Annotated in this window: 16 protein-coding genes; 3 read left to right on the top strand and 13 right to left on the bottom strand. The window is 41.4% G+C overall.

The window, feature by feature from the left end:
- Window positions 1–70: 70 nt before the first annotated feature.
- From pfkA to EKM81_RS08130, 12 genes are all read right to left on the bottom strand, one after another.
- Entirely contained in the window at window positions 71–1030 is a 960-nt protein-coding gene (pfkA, locus tag EKM81_RS08185) for a 6-phosphofructokinase (RefSeq protein ID WP_125650633.1), read from the bottom strand.
- A 207-nt stretch (window positions 1031–1237) separates the two neighbouring features.
- Window positions 1238–4579 (bottom strand): DNA polymerase III subunit alpha, encoded by a 3342-nt coding sequence (dnaE, locus tag EKM81_RS08180; protein ID WP_125650631.1) that lies wholly within the window; start codon window positions 4577–4579, stop codon window positions 1238–1240.
- Between the two features lie 255 nt (window positions 4580–4834).
- On the bottom strand, window positions 4835–5029 hold the full coding sequence (locus EKM81_RS08175; RefSeq protein ID WP_164509264.1) for a YjzD family protein: 195 nt from the start codon (window positions 5027–5029) through the stop codon (window positions 4835–4837).
- 63 nt (window positions 5030–5092) lie between these two features.
- Window positions 5093–6658: a bifunctional metallophosphatase/5'-nucleotidase gene (locus EKM81_RS08170; RefSeq protein WP_125650627.1), complete on the bottom strand. Its 1566-nt coding sequence runs from the start codon at window positions 6656–6658 to the stop codon at window positions 5093–5095.
- The gene (locus tag EKM81_RS08165; protein WP_125650625.1) at window positions 6655–7227 is read right to left on the bottom strand and encodes a DUF1836 domain-containing protein; all 573 of its coding nucleotides are present in this window, start codon (window positions 7225–7227) and stop codon (window positions 6655–6657) included. Before EKM81_RS08165 ends, EKM81_RS08170 begins: the two co-directional genes overlap by 4 nt.
- Before the next feature lie 291 nt (window positions 7228–7518).
- The gene (gene rpmF, locus EKM81_RS08160; protein WP_125650623.1) at window positions 7519–7707 is read right to left on the bottom strand and encodes a 50S ribosomal protein L32; all 189 of its coding nucleotides are present in this window, start codon (window positions 7705–7707) and stop codon (window positions 7519–7521) included.
- 113 nt (window positions 7708–7820) lie between these two features.
- Window positions 7821–8255: a lipopolysaccharide assembly protein LapA domain-containing protein gene (locus tag EKM81_RS08155; RefSeq protein ID WP_125650621.1), complete on the bottom strand. Its 435-nt coding sequence runs from the start codon at window positions 8253–8255 to the stop codon at window positions 7821–7823.
- A gap of 31 nt (window positions 8256–8286) precedes the next feature.
- Window positions 8287–9087, bottom strand: a complete 801-nt coding sequence (locus tag EKM81_RS08150) for an SDR family NAD(P)-dependent oxidoreductase (RefSeq protein ID WP_125650619.1) — start codon at window positions 9085–9087, stop codon at window positions 8287–8289.
- 48 nt (window positions 9088–9135) lie between these two features.
- Entirely contained in the window at window positions 9136–10074 is a 939-nt protein-coding gene (gene rnz / locus EKM81_RS08145; protein ID WP_125650617.1) for a ribonuclease Z, read from the bottom strand.
- A 32-nt stretch (window positions 10075–10106) separates the two neighbouring features.
- Window positions 10107–12089, bottom strand: a complete 1983-nt coding sequence (locus tag EKM81_RS08140) for an acyltransferase family protein (RefSeq protein ID WP_125650615.1) — start codon at window positions 12087–12089, stop codon at window positions 10107–10109.
- A gap of 37 nt (window positions 12090–12126) precedes the next feature.
- Complete coding sequence (gene obgE / locus EKM81_RS08135) at window positions 12127–13425, bottom strand: GTPase ObgE (RefSeq protein WP_125650613.1); 1299 nt, start codon at window positions 13423–13425, stop codon at window positions 12127–12129.
- A 470-nt stretch (window positions 13426–13895) separates the two neighbouring features.
- A complete protein-coding gene (locus tag EKM81_RS08130) occupies window positions 13896–14984 on the bottom strand; it encodes a DUF871 domain-containing protein (RefSeq protein WP_125650611.1) in 1089 nt (362 codons plus the stop codon).
- A gap of 385 nt (window positions 14985–15369) precedes the next feature.
- Here EKM81_RS08130 and EKM81_RS08125 point away from each other — a divergent pair, with 385 nt between their 5' ends.
- The 3 genes from EKM81_RS08125 to EKM81_RS08115 are packed head-to-tail and all read left to right on the top strand — an operon-like array spanning window position 15370 to window position 19043.
- The gene (locus EKM81_RS08125) at window positions 15370–16128 is read left to right on the top strand and encodes a DeoR/GlpR family DNA-binding transcription regulator (RefSeq protein ID WP_164509263.1); all 759 of its coding nucleotides are present in this window, start codon (window positions 15370–15372) and stop codon (window positions 16126–16128) included.
- Window positions 16125–17042, top strand: a complete 918-nt coding sequence (gene pfkB, locus EKM81_RS08120; protein ID WP_125650607.1) for a 1-phosphofructokinase — start codon at window positions 16125–16127, stop codon at window positions 17040–17042. Before EKM81_RS08125 ends, pfkB begins: the two co-directional genes overlap by 4 nt.
- A 27-nt stretch (window positions 17043–17069) precedes the next feature.
- Window positions 17070–19043, top strand: coding sequence for a PTS fructose transporter subunit IIABC (locus EKM81_RS08115; RefSeq protein ID WP_125650605.1), 1974 nt, complete (start codon window positions 17070–17072; stop codon window positions 19041–19043).
- 315 nt (window positions 19044–19358) lie between these two features.
- Here EKM81_RS08115 and EKM81_RS08110 read toward each other — a convergent pair whose 3' ends face one another.
- On the bottom strand, window positions 19359–20549 hold the full coding sequence (locus EKM81_RS08110) for an MFS transporter (RefSeq protein WP_125650603.1): 1191 nt from the start codon (window positions 20547–20549) through the stop codon (window positions 19359–19361).
- Window positions 20550–20916: the final 367 nt, after the last annotated feature.

Here is a 20916-nt window from a genome sequence, read left to right as displayed (position 1 = left end):
CTCCTTACATTTATTTTATTAGAACGGCATTAACGCCATTATAACCGAAAGTAATCATACCACAAAAAGCTTACTGATTGAACTTATTATTCATATCATAAAGATCTAAATCAGCATGATGTTTTTCATCAAATAGGTCTTCCATTGGGTGATGTGTAATCTTATTATCTTCAATCCCAATGGCTAAGCCACCCTTGCCTTGCAACAATAATTCAATGGCATAGTTACCCATCTTGCTAGCTAGCACGCGATCACGAGCAGTTGGCACACCACCGCGTTGCATATGACCAATTGTATTAGCCCGTGAATCAAAGTCACCGTGTTTATCTAATTCAGCTTTGAAATCTGCTGCAGTAGCAACACCTTCAGCCAAAACGATAATCGCGTTATCATGACCTTCTTCACGGAAGCGTTCCAAGCGTTTAGCAATCTTGTCCATGTCATAATCACGTTCAGGAACAATAATTGCTTCAGCGCCAGTAGCAACGCCAGCCCATAATGCCAAATCACCAGCGTTACGGCCCATGACTTCCACAACGAAGACCCGACGATGACTTGTTGCTGTATCGCGAATCTTATCAATCGCATCAACAGCAGTATTTAATGCTGTATCAAAACCAATTGTGAAGTCAGTGTAAGGAATATCGTTATCGATCGTGCCTGGTAAACCAACAGTGTTGTAGCCATGTTCAGTCAAACGAAGGGCACCATGATAAGAACCATCGCCACCAATAACGACTAAAGCATCAATTCCAAACTTTTTCAATTGCTCGATGCCCTTAAGTTGGCCTTCAACTTTGGCAAATTCTGGATAACGAGCTGAATATAGGAAAGTACCACCACGAGCAATCTTATCATTGAGGACTTCTTCATCCAATGGGAAAATGTCACCAGCAACCAAGCCAGCGAAACCATAATTGATCCCATAAACTTCCAAGCCTTCAGCATAAGCACGCCGAGCCACCGCACGAATTGCTGCATTCATGCCAGGTGCGTCGCCGCCACTCGTTAAAATACCGATTTTTTTCATTATTTCACCTCAAGGTCAATCTATTTTGCGTAGATGTTGTCCAGCCAATCCTGGACACCACAACCATAAGATAGTCTACCACCTTTAAAGAAAATTGTCTTGCAATTCCAGTTAATTATCATGAAATTACTGCAAACCAACCAAAAAACTTTGTGAATAATCTGAAAATTGCTCAAATTATTAGAAAAAAGCTTTCATTTGGTTTGCTCAAGTATGGGCGACTACGTTCTCACTGCCCAATAACTGGGCCAATTCACTAATAAGTTCACTTGAAACATTGACTTGAAAACGATCACTTAAACGCAAATTCTGTTTAGTCGCCTCAATATGGAGAATCACCGGCGCAAAACCATGGTGCTGCAAGAGAATTTGTTCCAATTGTTGACGACGTTCGGGTTGATCATGATCTGCAGTTAATTGCAGGAAAACAGTGGCCTGTTGTTGATCAGGTGCAGGTACTTGAACTTGATTAACAATGAATTGCTTTTGATCGGCATTATCAGACCGCTGATCTAATTTGCCACGCACTAGCAGAACTTGGCCGGCGACTAATGACGTTTGATATTGCCGATAAGCCTGTGGAAAAACAGTCATCTCCACATCGGCCGTTAAATCCTCAGCACTAACAAAGGCCATCTGCTCTCCTTTTTTCGTTCGAATGACCTTGATATGACGTAAGTATACCAGAATCGTACTGGCTTGTGGGGCTAAGTTTGCAACAGTTACTGCCCGATTTTTTTGAAAAGCTTGCTGATAATTCTCCAGTGGGTGTCCAGAAAGGTAAACACCAAGCAATTCCTTCTCAAAGGCTAACCGTTCCTGACTAGGATAATCTGCAACCTGCTCAACTTTGGGAGCTAACACATCAAATAGAGGCAAACTGGTGCCGGCTAATTGTAAGCTTTCACTTAAATTACGAATATTCTGGACCATTTGTTGACGATTCTGATCGAAACTATCGAAGCAACCAACTTGAGCCAAGGTTAGTAACGGTTCAACTTTCAGAAATTTTTCCGGTAAACGTTTCAGAAAATCAGCCAAACTTTGATAACGACCATTTTGCTGACGCTCAGAAATAATTGCTTTCACTAAATCATGACGTAGGCCCTTAATTGATTCAAACCCAAATTGAACACGATCATTAATTAAGGCAAACTGATAGCGACTAGTATTAATATCTGGGCCGGCTACCGTAATTTTTCGCGCCCGTAACTCTTGCAAGTAAGCAGCAGTTTTACGTTGATTATTTAAATTTGCGTTTAACAGCGCTAAGAAAAACTCAGCCGGAAAATGCACTTTCAAATAAGCTAACCAAAAAGCAATCATGCTGTAAGCCACCGCATGGGATTTATTAAACCCATAATTAGCAAAACGTTCAATATAATCATAAACGGTTTCGGCAACTGCCGCACTAAAGCCTTTTTTCAAGGCGCCATTAATAAACTGTTGTTTAGCGGCATCAAGATCGGCCTTTTTCTTTTTACTGACGGCCCGCCGTAAAGTATCAGCTTGCGCCATCGTGAAACCGCCCATTAATACTGCCACTTGCATCACTTGCTCTTGGTAAACTAGCACACCATAAGTATCTGCCAAAACCTCTGCTAAAGCAGGCGCTGGATAAGCGACCTTTTGGCGGCCATTCTTTCGGGCAACAAAAGTATCGATATTTTCCATTGGGCCAGGTCGATACAAAGCATTCGTCGCAACAATATCGTTAAAACTAGTGGGATGCAACTTGATTAAAACTTGCCGAATCCCACTTGATTCAAATTGAAAAACACCATCTGTATCTCCCTTTTGAAATAACTGTAGCGTTGGTTGATCATTCAATGGAATCTGATGCGGGTTAAATTGTTTTAGTTCCGGTCGTTGTTGAATATGAGCGACCGTTTGCGCCAGAATACTCAAATTTCGCAGACCCAGAAAGTCCATTTTCAATAAGCCTAATGCTTCCACATCATTCTTGGGGAACTGAGTTAGCCTAATCCCCTCACTCCCCATTTGTACAGGAACAGTATCAGTCAGCTTTAAGGCACTGAGGACAATGCCGGCCGCGTGTGTGGAAAAATGTCGTGGTAATCCTTCTAGCTTTAACGCCACTTTAAATAACAAGCGGTTGCGGTCGCTAGCGGCCACCAGATTCTTAAGACCATCAGACTGTTGATAAGCCGTCTGTAACGTCACATTAAGAAAACTTGGCACAGCACGCGACCATTCACCCATCTCAATTTGGGTTAAGCCAAATACCCGACCAACATCACGTAACGCTTGTTTAGCCGCCATTGTACCAAAAGTAATAATTTGGGCCATATGTTCATCACCATAATGTTGGTGCATATATTGAATTAACTCATCCCGGCGATCATCAGGTATATCTAAGTCAATATCAGGCATATTCACACGATCAGGATTTAGAAAACGTTCAAATAGTAGCTGATAAACTAAAGGATCAACGTCAGTTATTTGCAAACAATAGGCCACTAATGACCCAGCGGCAGAGCCTCGCCCAGGACCAGTCATAATTCCTACTTCATGTGCATGATGAATCACATCCCAGACAATTAAGAAATAGTCAGCAAACCCCATCTGATTAATAATACTTAATTCCTGGGTCAATCTTTCCTGATAAGCAGGCTTGATTTGATCACCTAAGCGACTTTTTAAGCCAGCGACTGCCAATTTTTTTAAATAGCTTTGCGCATTTTCAGCATCAGGTACGGGGAAGGCAGGTAATTGTGCACGCTTAAAATCAAGTTTAATCTCACAGGCAGCGGCTATTTTCACGGTGTTAGCTGCTGCAACTGCTAAATTAGCTTGCTGATAGCGCATCAAACTCTCCTCAGGTGCTGCTAAATAATAGGCCCCACGTTGTTGCGCTTGGAGAATTGGGCTTTCAATTTTAGTGCCATCAGCAATCGCCGTTAACACTTGATTAATAAAGGCATCCTCTGTTTGTAAATAGCGCACATCGTCAACAGCTACCAGCGGTAATTGTGCTAATTCAGCAAATTGCTGCAACTGCAACTGTTGTTCGGCAGTTAACCCCCGAGTTGTGATGCCTAAGTATAATTGTTCAGCAGTAAAATATTCAGCCTGCGTTTGGCGCCACAAATTTTGATCAGCAAGTGACGACCCTAGAATAGTTGCGACTTCACCAGTCACTGGTGGTACAATCACGATCAAATCACTCAAGTAAGGTTTCAATAAGGCCCAAGTGAAGTTTTCTCGTGTTTGCGTCATTTTAAGCGAAGAAAGTTTAAATAGTTGATGATAACCACGATTATTGCGGGCCAAAAAAATATATTGGTATTGTTCGCTAGTCCCTATCAAACCAGGCAAATCTAAAGTCAAGCCTAAGATTGGCTTAATGCCTGCAGCAACGGCAGCCCGATAGAAACTAACCGCGCCATACATCGTATTCAAGTCAGTGAGCGCAATCGCCGTTTGCCCCTGTTGCTGGGCCGTTGCGATTAGACTAGTAATCGTGGTTGAGCTTTGTAGTAAACTATAACAACTACGAACCTGTAAATTGACAAATGCTGCTGTCATTAACACTCACTCCTTTTTATTTATTATAACAAAAAAAACAACCCAATTGCTGCCTACGACCGCACTCTTGTTCGCTAATTTTTTAAGCCCATTTTAAATACTGATTAAGCCTACAGATAACACTATTCAGCCGTCAGTATGCCGCCGCTAAGAAACAGCGATTTAGCTACTAATAGCAATTTAATGTCTAAAGTTATTTTCAATAAAAAAAATGCTTTGGCAATTGCCAAAGCACCCTTTTTAGTTTGAAAACAATTATTTATCAGCTTTTTTCTCAACTGGCACCGTACTACGCATAATTTCTGGTACAAAATTTAAGAGTAAGCCAAAAATCAGAAAAGTGATCAAACTTAGCTTTAAATTAAAATCACTCTGATCGAGTTTGGCACCGATGAATCCAGCGACAATCCCGAGAATGATTGCCCAAATAACCACAACAACACGTTTCATGGTCAACCCTTCTTTCAAAAACATATCTTAGCATATTTTGTATTAAAACACCACGGTAATTCCTTACTTTTCTAACAACTGCGAATTAATGACTTTAAAGTTGTTTTCAGTGGTTGCTTTAATTACGGGGTGTTGCCGCAAATAATCAGCAATTAATTCGGTCATATCCGTCGTATCTTCACGAATAATTTTATCAGCGCTGAACATCTTGAAATTACCACCACCAACAGCTCGGTACTGATTCATCACGACTTCAAATTGTTGCGCTGGTTGTACAGCTTGACCCTGATATTGTAGCTTAACAATCCGTTGTCCGACTGGCTGTGCCACATCAATCACATAGTCAATTCCAGCATACATGTCGTAATTGTAATGTTGTGGCTTAGGCGTGACAAACTTTTGATTCACCGCAATTTGCTCATTTGTTGCTGGTACAAAATACGTGGCTGATTTCTCTAAGGCTGCCTTTAAGTCGGCCCCACTGATTCGTTCAACTGCCAAAGTATTAGGATAAATATAATTCGTTAAAATTGACCGGAAAGTAATCACCGGGCCAAAGCCACGGCCATCATTATTAAATAGGGCCGTTCCAGAAATATCAGCATGCAGAGCTGCTCGTTGCACATCTTGAACAAACTGAATATAAGGATGTGGCCGTAAGCGAACAGCCATCGGATCAGTAATTGTTAAATCACCTTCAGTTTTACCTAAGGCCTGGTCTAGCCAATCTTCAACTAATCGATTCGTTGCGGCTAATTGCTTAGTCATTGTTGCAGCCGGTGTAAAATCAGCCGTTTTTATGAGCGTCGCCTGTTGATCAGTCACTTGTCGTTGCTCGTTTAATGTCAACACAATTTTACCAACATGAGTGCCCTTAGAACCAGGCTGTGTAACAGGAACACCTTGGCTAATCGCAGCTAGTTCACGATGTTGGTGTCCGGTGACTAAAGCATCAATTCCTGGCACTTCCTGCAACATCTGCGCACCTTCGTTTTCACCAGTTAAAGCCTCTGTTGGTGCTTGCGTTTGTAAATCACGTTCAAACCCACCGTGATATGCAACCACGACTATGTCAGCTAGTTGATGTAACTTGGGCACCCAAATCCGCGCACAAGCAGTGGCTGACTGAAATACCAGCCCCTTAATTTTTTCCGGTGCTTCCCAGTGAGGAATGTATTGCGTGGTTAAACCTAATACAGCAACTTTCAGACCGTTGAAGTCAAAAACCTCGTAAGGTTGACCAAAAACCGGTTGACCAGCCTCATCAAGAATATTAGCACAGAGAAAATGGCGTTGACTTTGACTAATCGCCTTTTTTAAGTAGTCAGTACCATAATTAAATTCATGGTTACCCACAATGCCGACTTGGTAGTCAATCTGATTATAGGCCGTCGTTAGTGGTGTCAAATCACCACTAACTTTTGCCAAATAATAGGATAATGGCGATCCCTGCAGAAAATCACCATTTTCAATGACCAAAACTGGATCCGAACCAGCAGCGGCTTGCTCCTGCTTGATGACCGTTGCCGCCCGACTGAGACCATATGGTTTAACTTGATCGCGACTAGCATAATCTGTTGGTAATAAATAGCCATGAGTATCACTGGTTGATAAAATTGTTAATTTCATTTCTTACTAGCTCCTTTGATTGAAGCTGTGGTGACTTCTGCCTGTCGTTCTTCTAACTTAGCCAGCAGTTTCAAAACGACAATTCGTTGAACAACAGCACTACAACTTAATTTAACTAGATTGCTGGTCTCCACCACAACATCCTTTTGCGTCGCTTGAGTAATGACTACTTCTTGCTGGAAGTTACCAACGACATCATGGATTGCTTTGGTAAAAACGGTGACAAAGTAATCATAACTTTGGGCACCCTTATCTGGCTTAATCACTAATTTAAAACCATTGGCAATATCATTAATTGAGAAAACGCTCTTTAAAATGGCAATCAGAATCAAACGCGCAACTTGTTGTTGACTATATTTCTTCTTTTGCGGTGCATGAATCAAACCTGATTTAACATAATTATTAATCATTGCTGGTGTTAATTCATCAAAACTCAAAGGTTTTAACATTTGATTGATGAAACTAACAACTTGGTCCATATACAAATCAAATTGGGGTAACTCACTCCAACGAGGAATATTTAATAATTGAATTTGGCGCAGGTATTCAGTAAAATCTTGATTTTCCATTTTGCACACCTCACCAGCTTATTTTAACACATCGTCTTGAAAACTAGCTATTGCCGTTTAACATTTACTTAAAAAGTTTATTCAAGAACTGCCGCTGAAACTAGTGACGTTCCCGTCAAAATTTAAAAGCCTAAAAACTTGGCAAAAGTTTTGAAACAAAATGGCGTTTGACTCGGTTCCACGCCTACAAAATCACCCCGCAATCACCACTTCAACTGAGGAAGGCTTGATGAAAATCAGTCACTAAAATTCAACAGCATTTCAGGGTATAAAAAAAGCCCGCAATGCGGACTATTTGCTAGCTTCTTCAGCTTTTTTAATCACTTGTTCACCCTTGTAAAAACCCTTTGGTGAAACATGGTGATTCAAACGATATTCGCCATTTGTTGCATCAAATTGTAAATTTGGTGTTTGCAATTTGATATGGCCGCGACGTTGACGCTTTTTTTGTTTTGAAGTCCGACGTGCAGGTACTGCCATAATTAAAAACTCCTTTTCATACTAGCTATTTAAGCGATGATTAAAGCAACGTTAAAAAATGCTATTTGTCATTCACTTAACCATGATACTATCAAAGGCCGCTGATAGCAAGTCTAATTTTGTTCTGAAGTTGAAGAATGCTTTGGTTTGTCTCCAGACGTTGTAGTAACTGGCTTAGTTGCCGTGGCTGCTGTTAATTTTGCCTTTAGCTCTGAGATTTCTGTATCCTTTGCCACTAATTGCGCTGCGGCAGATTCCTGAGCCGCACTGACAGCTTCATCAATTGCCGCTTGCTGATTTTGCTTAAGTGCATTCAATTCTTGTTCAGACGCCTTTTTCTGTTTTTTAGCCGAAAAACTGCTGCTAGTTGATAGCAATAAGGCAATCAACGCACCCAAAATCAAGGTTAAGAGTAATACCACAATCAATGGTAATTTCACCTTAGTAAAGCCAAAACTAATAATTGTCGGTGCCACATTCAACAGTGCAAAAATGACGACCACCAAGGCCAACACTAACACTAAAATAAAACGTGTTTGTTTTTTCATTTCATTCACCCTTCAAATTGACTTTTCAAATTTACTTTTGATTTCCTAAAGTACCTGCTAAGTAATCCCCCAGTTGTGGCACTAGTGGATATAACCGAGCGGCAACTTCCATAAACCAAGGCGCATTGATTTCCCGTACATTTCGACCAAAACTATTAACAATTCGTTGTGCCAAATGTTCTGCATCAAGTGATAACCAGGCAATCTTAGCCAAGTACTGATTACCCTGATCAGCGGTAGCAAAAAAGTCTGTTTTCACTGGTCCCGGGTTGACCGTCGTTACTTTAACGCCTAATGGTCGTAGTTCTAAGCGTAATGAGTTAGAGAAAGCAATAACTGCCGCCTTAGTTGCTGCATAAACGGCTGACTTCGGTGTTTGCAGTTTACCTGCCATTGAACCCAAACTAATAATATGGCCAGCTGGTGCAAACATTAGTGGCACTAACTCACGGGTAAGAATCATTAAGCCTAAAATATTCACGGCAAACATTTTCTGGATTTTGGCAACTGGAATATCAGTGAACAATTCAAAATCACCAAAACCGGCTGCATTCACTAACACATTAATTTGATCAGTGGCCTGCTTAATGGTGGCAACAGCAGCTTCCAAACTTGTTAAGTCGCTTAAATCAACCGCAATAACAGTCGCCTCAGTTAACGACAACCGCTCACACTGCACTTTAACTTCCTCAAGCAATTCCACCCGCCGAGCCAACAAAAACAGTCGTGCACCACGACTAGCTGCCTCTAAGGCAACTGCCCGGCCGATTCCTGATGAAGCACCGGTGACCACCACGACTTGATCACTTAAATCTTTTGTCTGCGCTACCATAACTAATCCTCCTAGAATCAAAAATTAGATACCAATATCAAGTTACGATCAAACTGACTGTGTTGGAAAAGGCACTGAAAAAACATCAAAATCATTGGCTACACGAGTTGCTGGGAAAATTTGGCGTGCCTCAGTTTGCAATTGATGGGCACCCTTACCCAGATAACGGGCTGAAATATGTGTCAAAATCAAGCGCTGACAATGACTTTTCACAGCAACTTGAGCCGCCTGTGTTGAAGTAGAGTGGTAATACTGATGTGCCAATTTACTTTCATGTTGACCAAAGGTACTTTCATGAACCAACACATCTGCATCAGCAGCCAACAAACTAATATTAGCTGTCTTCCGCGTATCGCCAATGATTGTAACAACTCGGCCGGGCTTAGCCGGTCCTAAATAATCATGACCATCTAGGACCCGCCCATCAGCTAATGTAATTGTCTGGCCAGCCTTTAACTTACCATAAATTGGACCAGACGGAACTTGTTCTTGCTGAAGTTTAGCGACTAATAATTCGCCAGGTAAAGCAGCTTCCTCAACTCGGTAGCCATAACAGTCGATTCGATGATCTAACGGGAGTTGACTGACTTTAATTTTTTTGTCTGTAAACACAACACCTGGTTTAGTAATCTCATGGAAGCGCAAACGATAACTTAAATGCGTGCCCGTTATATTCAGCGACGTTTGGACATACTCTTTAATCCCTACCGGCCCATAAATATCTAGTGGCGTATCGCCACCTTGATTAGAACGACTTGCGAGGAACCCAGGCAAGCCGTAAATATGATCACCATGTAAATGTGTAATAAAAATTTTATTGATTTTCCGAGGTTTTATCGTAGTTTGGAGAATTTGCTGCTGAGTGCCCTCACCACAGTCAAATAACCACACTTCATTTCGTTCGTCTAACATTTTCAAAGCAATACTAGTTACATTGCGACCCCGAGCAGGTACACCGGCGCCGGTACCAAGAAATTCCAATTCCATTACGCGACATCAACCTCAATCTCAAAACGTATTTACTTAGCTGCTAAGGTGTCTAAAATTTGCTTAGCAACGAAAGTATAGTAATACGGTGATCCACTTGGATTCGGATGAACATTGTCTCCGGAGAACCAGTCGGGATGACCTTTAGAATAATTATACCAATCAATAATGTGTAAATTTGCATGACGTTTGGCACCATTGACTAAATCACTATTAACTTGATTTTGCCAAGAACGTGTTGGCACGTGAACGTTAATCCAGAAGACTTGTCGGCTTGAGCCAAGCATCGTCATAATCTGATCTAAGTCACTATCCTGGAAAGAACCATTGGTCCCTAAGCCAATCACCACGGTTTGTGCCATTAAACCTTGATCAAGAATACTCTTGATTCGCGGCATAATTTGATAAACTTGTTCACTTACTGAAGCTGACAGATACATTTTTGGAAAAATCCGTTGGTAGCCTTCAGCACTTCCTAACATCACTGAATCACCAATGCCTGTAATCATTAAGTTCTGCGCAGCATGTAATTCGACTTGAGTTAGCCCATACTTCTCCAAATCCTGATTAACTGGATTTTTAGCCGCTTCAGCCTCAGCATTAGCGCTAGAAATACTTGACGACTTACTAATTGACTTGCTTAGTGAAGCATTGGAGGCAGCCTTCTTACTTTCTTCGCGCTGTGACCGCATTTCAGCAGCAATTCGTTTATTTTCTTTATCAGTCTTCTTAGCATTTTTCTTAATCGTTGTTGCTAATTGTGAGTGATTTGCAGCATCAGCATTAACCGTCGGCGCCTGGAAAATCCCCACTAGTCCTACTACCGTAACTAGTGTAAACAAAGCTGTTAACCCACGTTGCAAATTCATCCGTGAACCACTCTTGGCTTGAAATAATTGTTTAAACCAAGTGATTGTCTGATGATAATCGAAATGACCTAATGGCTTTTCAACAAACCGATAGAAGAACTCACTAATTGCCACAATAATCAGTACTTCTAGAACTGGATACAAAATCGGATGATCGGCAATGTTCCGGAATTTACTTTCAAAGAAGATCATCACAGGGAATTGATAGAGATAAAGGCCATAGCTACGGCTACCAATCCAATTAAAAACTGGATTAGTTAAAATTCGATCCCAATCAGACCCTGGATGTGCGACTACGGCCACAATCAAAACTGTGAACAAAGTGAAGAGCACCATGCCGCCACGATATAATAAATCTGCTTGGGCATTCAAACTGAACATCAACCAGATCATGCCAGCAAAACTCAGCAGTCCGATGCCATCCATAATGAAACGATCGCTTTTTAACACATTTTTCTTCAAATAGCTACTTGGCCAAATCACCGCCAGCATACAACCGAATAAAATTGAGAAGGCGCGTGTATCAGTCCCATAATAAACGCGACTAGGATCAACGCCGGGCTGATACAACAGGGCCATCAATACTGATGAAACAACAGCTAAAGCCAAGCTGGTCCAAAAAATAGTTATTTTACGTTTTTTCGTCAGCCGCCATAACAATAAAATAATTAACGGCCAAATTAAATAAAATTGACCCTCAATTGATAGCGTCCACAAATGCGTAAATGGTGACTCACTATTAGCAAACCGTTCAAAATATGACTGCCCGTTAGCGATTTGCCACCAATTATAAACATAAAAAAAATTACTAATAACAATTTTATGCAAATTGCCAAGTAGATTGCGCTGAAATAGCACAATATAGGCCGATGTTGTCAATAACATCGCCAATAAGGCTGGATAAAGCCGCTTGATCCGCCGCAACCAAAAATCTTTAAAACTAAAATGCCCCGTGGTACTCAGGCTTAGTAACATATGATCCGTAATCAAATAGCCTGACAGAACCATGAAAATGGGAACACCTAAATAGCCACCCTTAAAAACATCTGGATTTAAATGATATAAAATTACCGCAATCACGGCTAGCGCACGGAGCCCATCAAAGCCGTGAATGTAACGTTTCTTCATGCGAGAACTTCTTTGCATCTTTTTCCCCTCAGCTAACCCTTAAAACAACATGATGCTACTCAACAAAATCAAAAACGAAATCAGCAATTGCTACTGAATCACCATCTTTAGCGCCAGCTTGGCGCAAAGCATCTTCAATACCCCAATTATGCAAAATTCGGGCAAAGCGCATGATGCCATCTTGATGATCCAAATTCGTCATCTTAACAAAGCGCTCAATTTGAGCACCAGTAACTTCAAACTCATGATCATCAAGCTGGGTCACCTTAAATTCAGGCGCTTGTCGTTTCTGATCCTGATATTGATACAATTTCTCGTCAGTTGCTGGTTCATTTGTCAACAATTCTGGCGCCTGAGCTAAGACATCCGCAGTCTTTTGCAACAATGGTAAAACCCCTTGATGCTGTAAACTTGAAATTGGCAGAATTGCCTCTGGGGTCACTTGATGGGCCTTTAATGCAGCTTCAAATTCAGTCAATCGTGCTGCTGCACCTGGCACATCAATCTTAGTTGGCACAATAATCTCGGGTCGTTGTAATAGTTTAGGATCATATTCGCTTAATTCGTGACGAATTTGTTGATAATCAGTCCAAGGATCACGACCATTTTCTGGATCCATGTCAACTAAGTGCAAAATTACCCGCGTTCGTTCAATATGTCGCAGGAATTGAATCCCTAAACCAACACCTTGAGCAGCTCCTTCGATTAAACCAGGCAAATCAGCCATGACATAATCTCGCCCATCAGGCAACTGAACCATCCCTAAATTAGGCACTAATGTCGTAAAATGATAAGCGGCAATTTTAGGTTTGGCAGAAGTTGCGACTGACAAGAGTGTTGATTTACCAACTGATGGAAAACCGACCAAACCAACGTCCGCTAATACTTTTAATTCTAATTGTAAGTCGCGTTCTTCACCAGGCTCACCATTTTCAGCCACTTCTGGGGCACGATTTCGAGCACTGGCAAAATGAATATTGCCACGACCACCGCGACCGCCATGGGCCACCACTAATTCCTGACCTTGCTCGACAACATCCCCTAATTGCACACCAGTGGTCAAATCAGTCACAGTAGTTCCGGTAGGCACCTTAATATAGGTATCTTTAGAACTACGCCCATACATCGCCTTGATTTGACCATTCTCGCCTGCTAAAGCTTTAAAAATTCGGTGATAACGAAAGTCCATTAACGTACGCAAGCCCTCATCACCGACTAAAATAATCGAACCACCACGACCACCATCGCCACCGGAAGGGCCGCCATTAGGCACAAATTTCTCATGACGGAAAGCAACAGCACCATCGCCGCCTTTACCCGCCTTTACATTGATTTTTATTTGATCAACAAACATCTTTATAATGATTCCTCTCTGTAATTAACAACCGATTACATGCGCATAAAATTCACTCTCTATAATAACAAATAATTAGCTAAAAAACTAAAATTATGGCGTAACGGCCGAATTTTTCTTTCTTCTAGTATACCCTTTATTGCCGGCCAAAATGGTGAAATGTCATCCTTTTTTTATGTAAAAGCTTTCAACGGCACAATTTTAACTAACAACCTTGTGCTCATTTAGGACGTGTTTGCATTTTACTGTTTTTTAGACGATTGAACAAGTAAAATCTGAAAATCACGCGCAACTTGACCATCATCAAACAGATCACAATTATCAAAATAAAATAGTCTGCCTGATAGTCTCTGGATTTATCCAGAAAACTTATCAAGCAGACTCAAATTTTAACTGCAAACTGATTGTCTAATGATTGCTATTCAATTCAGATGCTGATTAAATTCACCGAAAAAGTTTTACCAAAGTAGTTATTTTTCAACCATCCGGAAATCACTCCAAGGCCGTAAGTAACTTAATAGGAAACTTTCATCTGGATCGATATGACCGACAACATTCACCCGACCATCATTTGGCATTGCCTGTAAAGCAATTTGCGTCTCACCTTTATACTGGCCGTAACCGACATTATCAATCAAAATATCACCGCGTTGAATTGGTACTGTGTGATGAGCCGGGAATGGGCGATCACGGTAAATTTCCCGAGTCGCTGACGAACGCAGAATATACTCTGAGCGATCACCACGATAGCTGTGTAAGGTCTCAAATAAGCATTTTCTTTCATCAGCAGTAATATCAGCTGCTGGAATAATTGTAATTGCTGGAAAATCATCATTGAAAGCAGCACTGACTTCTTTTAACTCTGCCTCAGATGCATAAGCATTAGCAATAATCAAATCATCAATCAAATCCATCATCAAATAATGCTTAACTTGGACAGCTAGATTTAACTGACGATGATCCTCTAAGGTACAAAGCCCATCCTGGGTTGGCCAAGGTCCAAAAGTAGCCGCTTGCGAATTAATAAAAGCAGCCGTATTTAAATTATATTTCGTAAATTTCTTCGTTGCCATGACAAAGAAATCATGACCTAAGCCCGAGAAACGATGGGGATAGAAGTTATGGGAACCTAATAAGTTTTCACGCTTTGGTGAAAAACTCATAATATTATCAATGTAATTAGTTCCTTGACTCATGTTCACTTCAATTTTGATGCCATAGGGATTACGAGTCATCTTTGCCTCTTCAGCACCAGTAAAGCCTAAATCGAGTCGCACACCCCACGCACCTAACTTATGGAAGAATGACAAATCATCATAAGTTACGCCTAATTGATTGAACAAACCAGGATTAATGTCGATCATAACCTCCATTCCTAGTTCATTGGCATGATCAATCACCTTTTTGAAGTTACCAACGACCTCATCCTGATTGCCTTTAATTTCCAGCAATGATGTAAAAACCCTTTTAAATCCGTATTGATGGGCTAAATCTAAATATGCGGCATCTTTTTCATAAGTTGATCGTTCTGGATAAATCGAAACACCTAATTTTCCCATTAGAAAACCTCCATGTCTGCGTCTAATTGTCATCGTCTAACCAAGTTGATTCTAGCATGTTTAATGCTAACATGAAAACGCATTTCTGGTGGTCTAACTAGCACTTAAAGTCATTGTTCAAGAACTAGAGCTTATTTAAATAAGATTGGTCTAGACAAATCTGCCAATTGTTTTAGTGGCTAAAACGTTCGGTCAATTACCAAAGATATCGCTTTCACGTTACTGATAACTCAACTGAATTCATTTTCGTCAGGTACTAATAAATGACAATCAGTCAAAAGCTGTCATGTTTTGCTAATTATTTGATTCTTTTTGAAAGATTATGACAGAAAAAAGGTTGCTTTTTGTTTTGAAAGCGGTTAGAATCATTCATGAGGTGAAGTTAATGCTAACCGAGCAACGTTATCAAATCATCTTGCATCGTTTAACGCAGCAGCCAATTTGTAAAATAAACGAGCTGGTTCATTTAACTGATGCATCAGAATCAACGATTCGCCGGGATTTAGATGAATTAGAAAAGCAAGGCCTACTTGAACGGATTCACGGTGGTGCCCGTCTCCTAGTTCACTTAACCGCCGATCGTAACCAAACAGAACGTGAGCAATTACATCGCTCTGATAAAGAACAAGTTGCCGCTTATGTTGCCCAACACTATCTGCATAACCAACAATTTCTTTATCTTGACGCTGGCACCACGGTTCAGGAGATTATTCCCTATTTAAAAGACTTTCACGATATTACCGTGGTCACCAACAGTATTGTGACGGCTGGTGCTGTTGCTGAAACAGGCATCGCCACTTACCTCACTGGTGGCAAACTGAAAGCTAACACCCAAGCGCTGGTCGGAATGACGTCCGTTCAGACCTTAAGTAAATATCACTTCGACCTGGCATTACTTGGTGTCAATGCGATTACCCCTGGCGGCGATTTATTAACACCGGATGTTGATGAAGCTGACGTGAAGCAACAAGCCCAACGGCAAGCCAAAAGTGCAATTGTTTTGACCGATGCTTCTAAATTTTCTGAAATTGCTTTTGCAACTTTTGGCAATTTACACGACTTTACTGCCGTGGTAACAACTGCTTTACCTGCTAATCTTCGTGAACAGTACCATCAAAAAAATATTAAGGAGTTGAGCAAATGATTTACACCATCACGGTTAATCCCTCGATCGATTATATTATGCGTAACGAAGAGCCGCTACAACTTGGGGCTGTCAATCGCCTTGATGAAACTGCCTTTCTTGCTGGTGGCAAAGGCGTCAATGTTTCCCAGATTTTAAATCAATTGGCTGTTCCCAATCAGTCCTGGGGGTTTCTCGGCGGCTTCACCGGCGCATTCGTTGCCAGTGAACTTAAGCGCAAGCAAATCAACCAGCACTTCACAGCAATTCAGGCCAATTCACGAATCAATGTGAAATTAAAGGCCGACTTAGAAACTGAGCTTAATGCTGCTGGTCCAACGGTCACGTCCAGTGAAATTGCTAGTTTTAAAGCACAGTTCAAACAATTAAAACCCGGTGATATTGTGGTAATGTCTGGTAGCTTGCTACCAAGTCTGCCCACGGATTTTTATCATCAGTTAATCAAGCTAACTCAGGAACAGCATGGCGAATTTGTTGTTGATACGACTGGCCAGGCCCTTTTAGACACGTTACCAGAACGACCACTTGTGATTAAACCTAATCATCATGAATTAGCAGCCCTTTTTAACACAACCTTCAAAGATGATGCGGATTTGATTGCCCATGGTCAGCAACTATTGCAACAAGGTGCCCAACATGTCTTAATTTCAATGGCTGGTGCTGGTGCCTACTTAATTACGCCTGAACACGTTTACCATTCAGCTGCGCCAAAGGGTCAGGTTGTTAATTCAGTTGGCGCCGGTGATTCAATGATTGCTGGTTTCGTTGGTGAGTTTAGTCAACATCACGACCCTGTACAAGCCTTTAATTATGGCCTAGCTTGTGGCAGTGCAACTGCCTTCACTGAAGACATTGCCACCCGCGAGCAAATCGAAGCTATTCGGCCCCAAATTAAAATTACAACGGTTATTTAATTCAATTTAGTATTGGGAGGTATTTAGATGAAAGTTCAAGATTTATTGGTCAAAGACGCCATGATCATGGATTTAAAAGCCACAACTAAAGAAGCGGCAATTAATGAAATGGTTGATCGTTATCATCAAGTTGGTATTGTCAGTGATCCAGATAAATATAAAGCAGCAATTTTAAAACGTGAAGCAGAGTCGACCACTGGGATTGGTGATGGTATTGCTATGCCCCATGCCAAAACTGATGCAGCTACGCGTGCTGCCGTTTTATTCGCCAAAAGTAATGCTGGCGTTGATTTCAACGCCCTAGATCAACAACCCGTTCATTTGTTCTTCATGATTGCCGCACCAGCTGGCGCTAACAATGCGCACTTACAAGCTCTTTCAACACTCTCGTCCTTATTAATTGATCCTGAATTAGTTGCAGCTTTAAAGCAGGCCCAAACCCCTGCTGACGTTCAGAAATTGTTTGGCGACGCCCAAGCAGCCAAAGATGCTAAGGATCAAGCCGATGAAGCTGCTGAAGCTGCCAAGGCCAAAGCCGCCAAAACTGCAACAGCAGCAAATAAGCCTTATGTGATTGCTGTCACTGCCTGCCCTACCGGAATTGCCCACACTTACATGGCCGAAGCTGCCTTGATTAAAGAAGCCGAAGCAATGGGTGTTGACATTAAAGTTGAAACTAACGGCTCCGAAGGCGTTAAGCATCAATTAACAGCTGACGACATTAAGCGAGCTACTGGCGTTATCATTGCTGCTGACAAAAAGGTTGAAATGGATCGCTTCGCTGGTAAACATTTGATCAATCGTCCCGTCATTGATGGGATCAAAAAGCCTCATGAACTAATCGAACAGACGCTTGAGGAAAAAGGTGCGATTTATCAAGCTAAGGGTGACGGTACTGCTAGTACCACACCTGATCAGGATAAAGAAAGTGCCGGTCATAAAGTTTACGGTCAACTAATGAATGGGATTTCTAACATGTTACCATTCGTCGTTGCCGGTGGGATTGTCATGGCAATTTCTTTCTTAATCGAACGCTTCACTGGTGATAAATCAATGTGGTATCTTTTTCCTAATCAGATTGGGAATGCCGCTTTTAGTTTCTTAATCCCGGTTTTAGCAGCTTATATTCCCCAAGCAATCGGTGATCGGCCTGCTCTAATGCCTGGTTTTGTTGGTGGTTACATGGCCAGCCAAGCTAGTATGAGTTTCATTACCTCCAAAAGTCCGGCTGGTTTCTTAGGTGGCTTGGCTGCCGGTTTTATTGCTGGTTACTTAGTTGTCGGTCTCAAGAAGCTTTTCCAAAACTTGCCTAAATCATTGGATGGTTTAAAACCAATCTTCATTTTCCCAATTCTCGGGTTACTGCTGACTGGGGCAATTATGTACTTCATTGTTGATCCGATTTTCGGCATTATTAACTTGGGAATTACTAACTTCTTAAATAACATGGGAACCGCTAATGCTGTTGTTCTCGGCGCCTTACTAGCCGGAATGATGGCAGTCGATATGGGTGGTCCTTTCAATAAAGCCGCTTATGTTTTCGCCATTGGTGCATTTGAAACAACTCAAAATGGTGCCTTAATGGCCGCAGTCATGGTTGGTGGGATGGTGCCACCACTGGCAATCGCGCTTGCAACAACTATTTGGCCAAACAAATGGACTAAAGACGAACGTAACTCTGGCTTGAGTAACTACATTTTAGGTATTTCCTTTATTACTGAAGGTGCAATTCCTTTTGCCGCAGCTGATCCCCTCCGCGTCATTACTTCGAGCGTCATCGGTGCTGTCATCGGCGGTGGCTTGTCACAAGCTTTAGGCGTCAATGTCCCTGCCCCTCACGGTGGTCTCTTCGTACTCCCCTTAGTTGATCACAAAATTGGCTATCTCGTTTCCGTAATTGTTGGCGCAGTCATTTCCGCAATTATTCTTGGTTTATGGAAAAAACCTTTACCAGCTGACCAAAATGGTTTGGCCGATAAAAAAGTTAAAGCAACCCATTAATTAACACCACTTCATTGAAAATTTTCTATCAAAAAAGCACCATTGACTTGAACGATATCAGTCAGTGGTGCTTTTTAAGTATCTGCCCAAATTTGGCGCAGTTGGCGATAACCCTTGATTTACAAAAACGCAATGATAACTTACTTGTATTTAAAAGCTAATTTTCAAAAAAATGGTCTGGCAACACCCGAGCAATTTACAAATTTGTCGTGTGGCTAAAACATCTTTTTTGAAAAATCAATCATTATGATTCCAACGCTAACTAAGTGATTCGTAAAACAGATTATCGGCCGGTTTTTACTTCAGATTGATGAATTAAGCATCAACTTGACCCAGTTTTTCAGGTTCACCAATCACAAAATGACCAATTAAAGCTAGCACCAAAAAGGCCACCGCAACCAGACAAACACCTAGCCAACCGGCATGACTCCAAGCTGTCGTTGCAGTTAAAGTGCCTAAGGAACCACCCAAGAAATAACTAAACATAAAGACTGAATTATTCCGACTACTTTCATGACGATTAAGCGATTGAACAATTGCCTGATTCGAGACCTGGCTAAATTGAGTCCCTAAATCCAGCAAAATAATCCCCACGATCAATCCAATTAACCACGCCCCTGCGAACCAGAATACCACAAAGGCGAGGCCAGAAAAAATCATTCCCAGACCTACCGTCAAACGCGGCGAACGTTGATCAACTAAATGACCGATCCACGGTGCCGCAATCACGCCAGCAATTCCCAGTAGGCCTAATAATCCCGCCACATTACTGCCCAGTTGATATTGATCTGCTAAATAAAAAGCTAATGTTGACCACAAAACATTCGACATCCCAAACATACAAAAGCCATTAATGGCCGAGCCACGTAGCGCTTTTTGTTGTCGAAAAAGTCGGGGCAAAGTTTTGATAACTGGCCAATAATGTAAATTCTGGTGGCCTCGAGCATCACGCGGTAAATAAAAATGGACAATCACTAGTAAGACTACGTCAATGATAGCAGCAATTAGGTATATCTCTTGCCAAGGCAGCACGCTACCTAATAAGCCGCTAAAAGAACGGGACAATAAAATACCAGTCAGCAGGCCACTAAGCACGATTCCTAAAACCTTCCCGCGCTGATGACTAGGTGCTAAATAACCCGCATAAGGAATAATAATTTGTGGGGCAACTGACGTGATCCCAATTAAGGTCGTTGCGACACTAAATACCACCACATTAGGTGCCCAAAAAGCTAATAATAACGAGCCAATCGACAAAATAATCATGACCTGAATTAAATGATAACGATCAAAGATATCGCCTAAAGGAACAATTAATAATAAGCCAACCGCGTAACCCAATTGCGTGACCATTGCTAAAGCACCAACAACTGATTTGGTTAAGCCAAAATCGACTGCAATTAAATTCTCAATTGGCTGAATAAAATTCAAATTGGCGACAATCACCCCAGTGACAATAGCCATTAATAAAATTGTTTTCCTTGACAAAGTTGCTGCTGCTTTCATGCTACCTACCCCGACTTCTAAAATCTTGTAAAGCTGCTTAATCAAAATAATTCTCTATTTACCTTAACGCTTTTCTTTTCCTAACGTCAAACTATTTTTAATCTTGCTGCAGTCCGGTCATGGCCATTAAGGTTGCCGCCACGCCTAATTCACTTAATTTTGGCCAAACTTCAATCAAGCATGAGCATTACTTAATTAGTTTCTGAGGAACGTAACAGATTATTCAAGAGCGTGTGCCAAAAGACGGTCAGTTGGTGAGTATTAACGCAAATACCGAGCAATTCTGCGAGAGAATGCAATAATCCCTTTATGGTTGTCAGATGAAATACAATAATTCATTTGATGATTACGGAGGGATTTTTGTATG

The organism is Lapidilactobacillus gannanensis, assembly GCF_003946675.1.
In the GTDB taxonomy this organism is placed as follows: domain Bacteria; phylum Bacillota; class Bacilli; order Lactobacillales; family Lactobacillaceae; genus Lapidilactobacillus; species Lapidilactobacillus gannanensis.
Note: the sequence above shows the minus strand (reverse complement) of the source record. Positions and strands in the feature narration are given on the sequence as shown.

Coding starts and splice junctions, on each gene's coding strand:
- pfkA (WP_125650633.1), bottom strand. CDS start 1,030: ATGAAAAAAATCGGTATTTTAACGAGTGGCGGCGACGCACCTGGCATG.
- dnaE (WP_125650631.1), bottom strand. CDS start 4,579: ATGACAGCAGCATTTGTCAATTTACAGGTTCGTAGTTGTTATAGTTTA.
- EKM81_RS08175 (WP_164509264.1), bottom strand. CDS start 5,029: ATGAAACGTGTTGTTGTGGTTATTTGGGCAATCATTCTCGGGATTGTC.
- EKM81_RS08170 (WP_125650627.1), bottom strand. CDS start 6,658: ATGAAATTAACAATTTTATCAACCAGTGATACTCATGGCTATTTATTA.
- EKM81_RS08165 (WP_125650625.1), bottom strand. CDS start 7,227: ATGGAAAATCAAGATTTTACTGAATACCTGCGCCAAATTCAATTATTA.
- rpmF (WP_125650623.1), bottom strand. CDS start 7,707: ATGGCAGTACCTGCACGTCGGACTTCAAAACAAAAAAAGCGTCAACGT.
- EKM81_RS08155 (WP_125650621.1), bottom strand. CDS start 8,255: ATGAAAAAACAAACACGTTTTATTTTAGTGTTAGTGTTGGCCTTGGTG.
- EKM81_RS08150 (WP_125650619.1), bottom strand. CDS start 9,087: ATGGTAGCGCAGACAAAAGATTTAAGTGATCAAGTCGTGGTGGTCACC.
- rnz (WP_125650617.1), bottom strand. CDS start 10,074: ATGGAATTGGAATTTCTTGGTACCGGCGCCGGTGTACCTGCTCGGGGT.
- EKM81_RS08140 (WP_125650615.1), bottom strand. CDS start 12,089: ATGCAAAGAAGTTCTCGCATGAAGAAACGTTACATTCACGGCTTTGAT.
- obgE (WP_125650613.1), bottom strand. CDS start 13,425: ATGTTTGTTGATCAAATAAAAATCAATGTAAAGGCGGGTAAAGGCGGC.
- EKM81_RS08130 (WP_125650611.1), bottom strand. CDS start 14,984: ATGGGAAAATTAGGTGTTTCGATTTATCCAGAACGATCAACTTATGAA.
- EKM81_RS08125 (WP_164509263.1), top strand. CDS start 15,370: ATGCTAACCGAGCAACGTTATCAAATCATCTTGCATCGTTTAACGCAG.
- pfkB (WP_125650607.1), top strand. CDS start 16,125: ATGATTTACACCATCACGGTTAATCCCTCGATCGATTATATTATGCGT.
- EKM81_RS08115 (WP_125650605.1), top strand. CDS start 17,070: ATGAAAGTTCAAGATTTATTGGTCAAAGACGCCATGATCATGGATTTA.
- EKM81_RS08110 (WP_125650603.1), bottom strand. CDS start 20,549: ATGAAAGCAGCAGCAACTTTGTCAAGGAAAACAATTTTATTAATGGCT.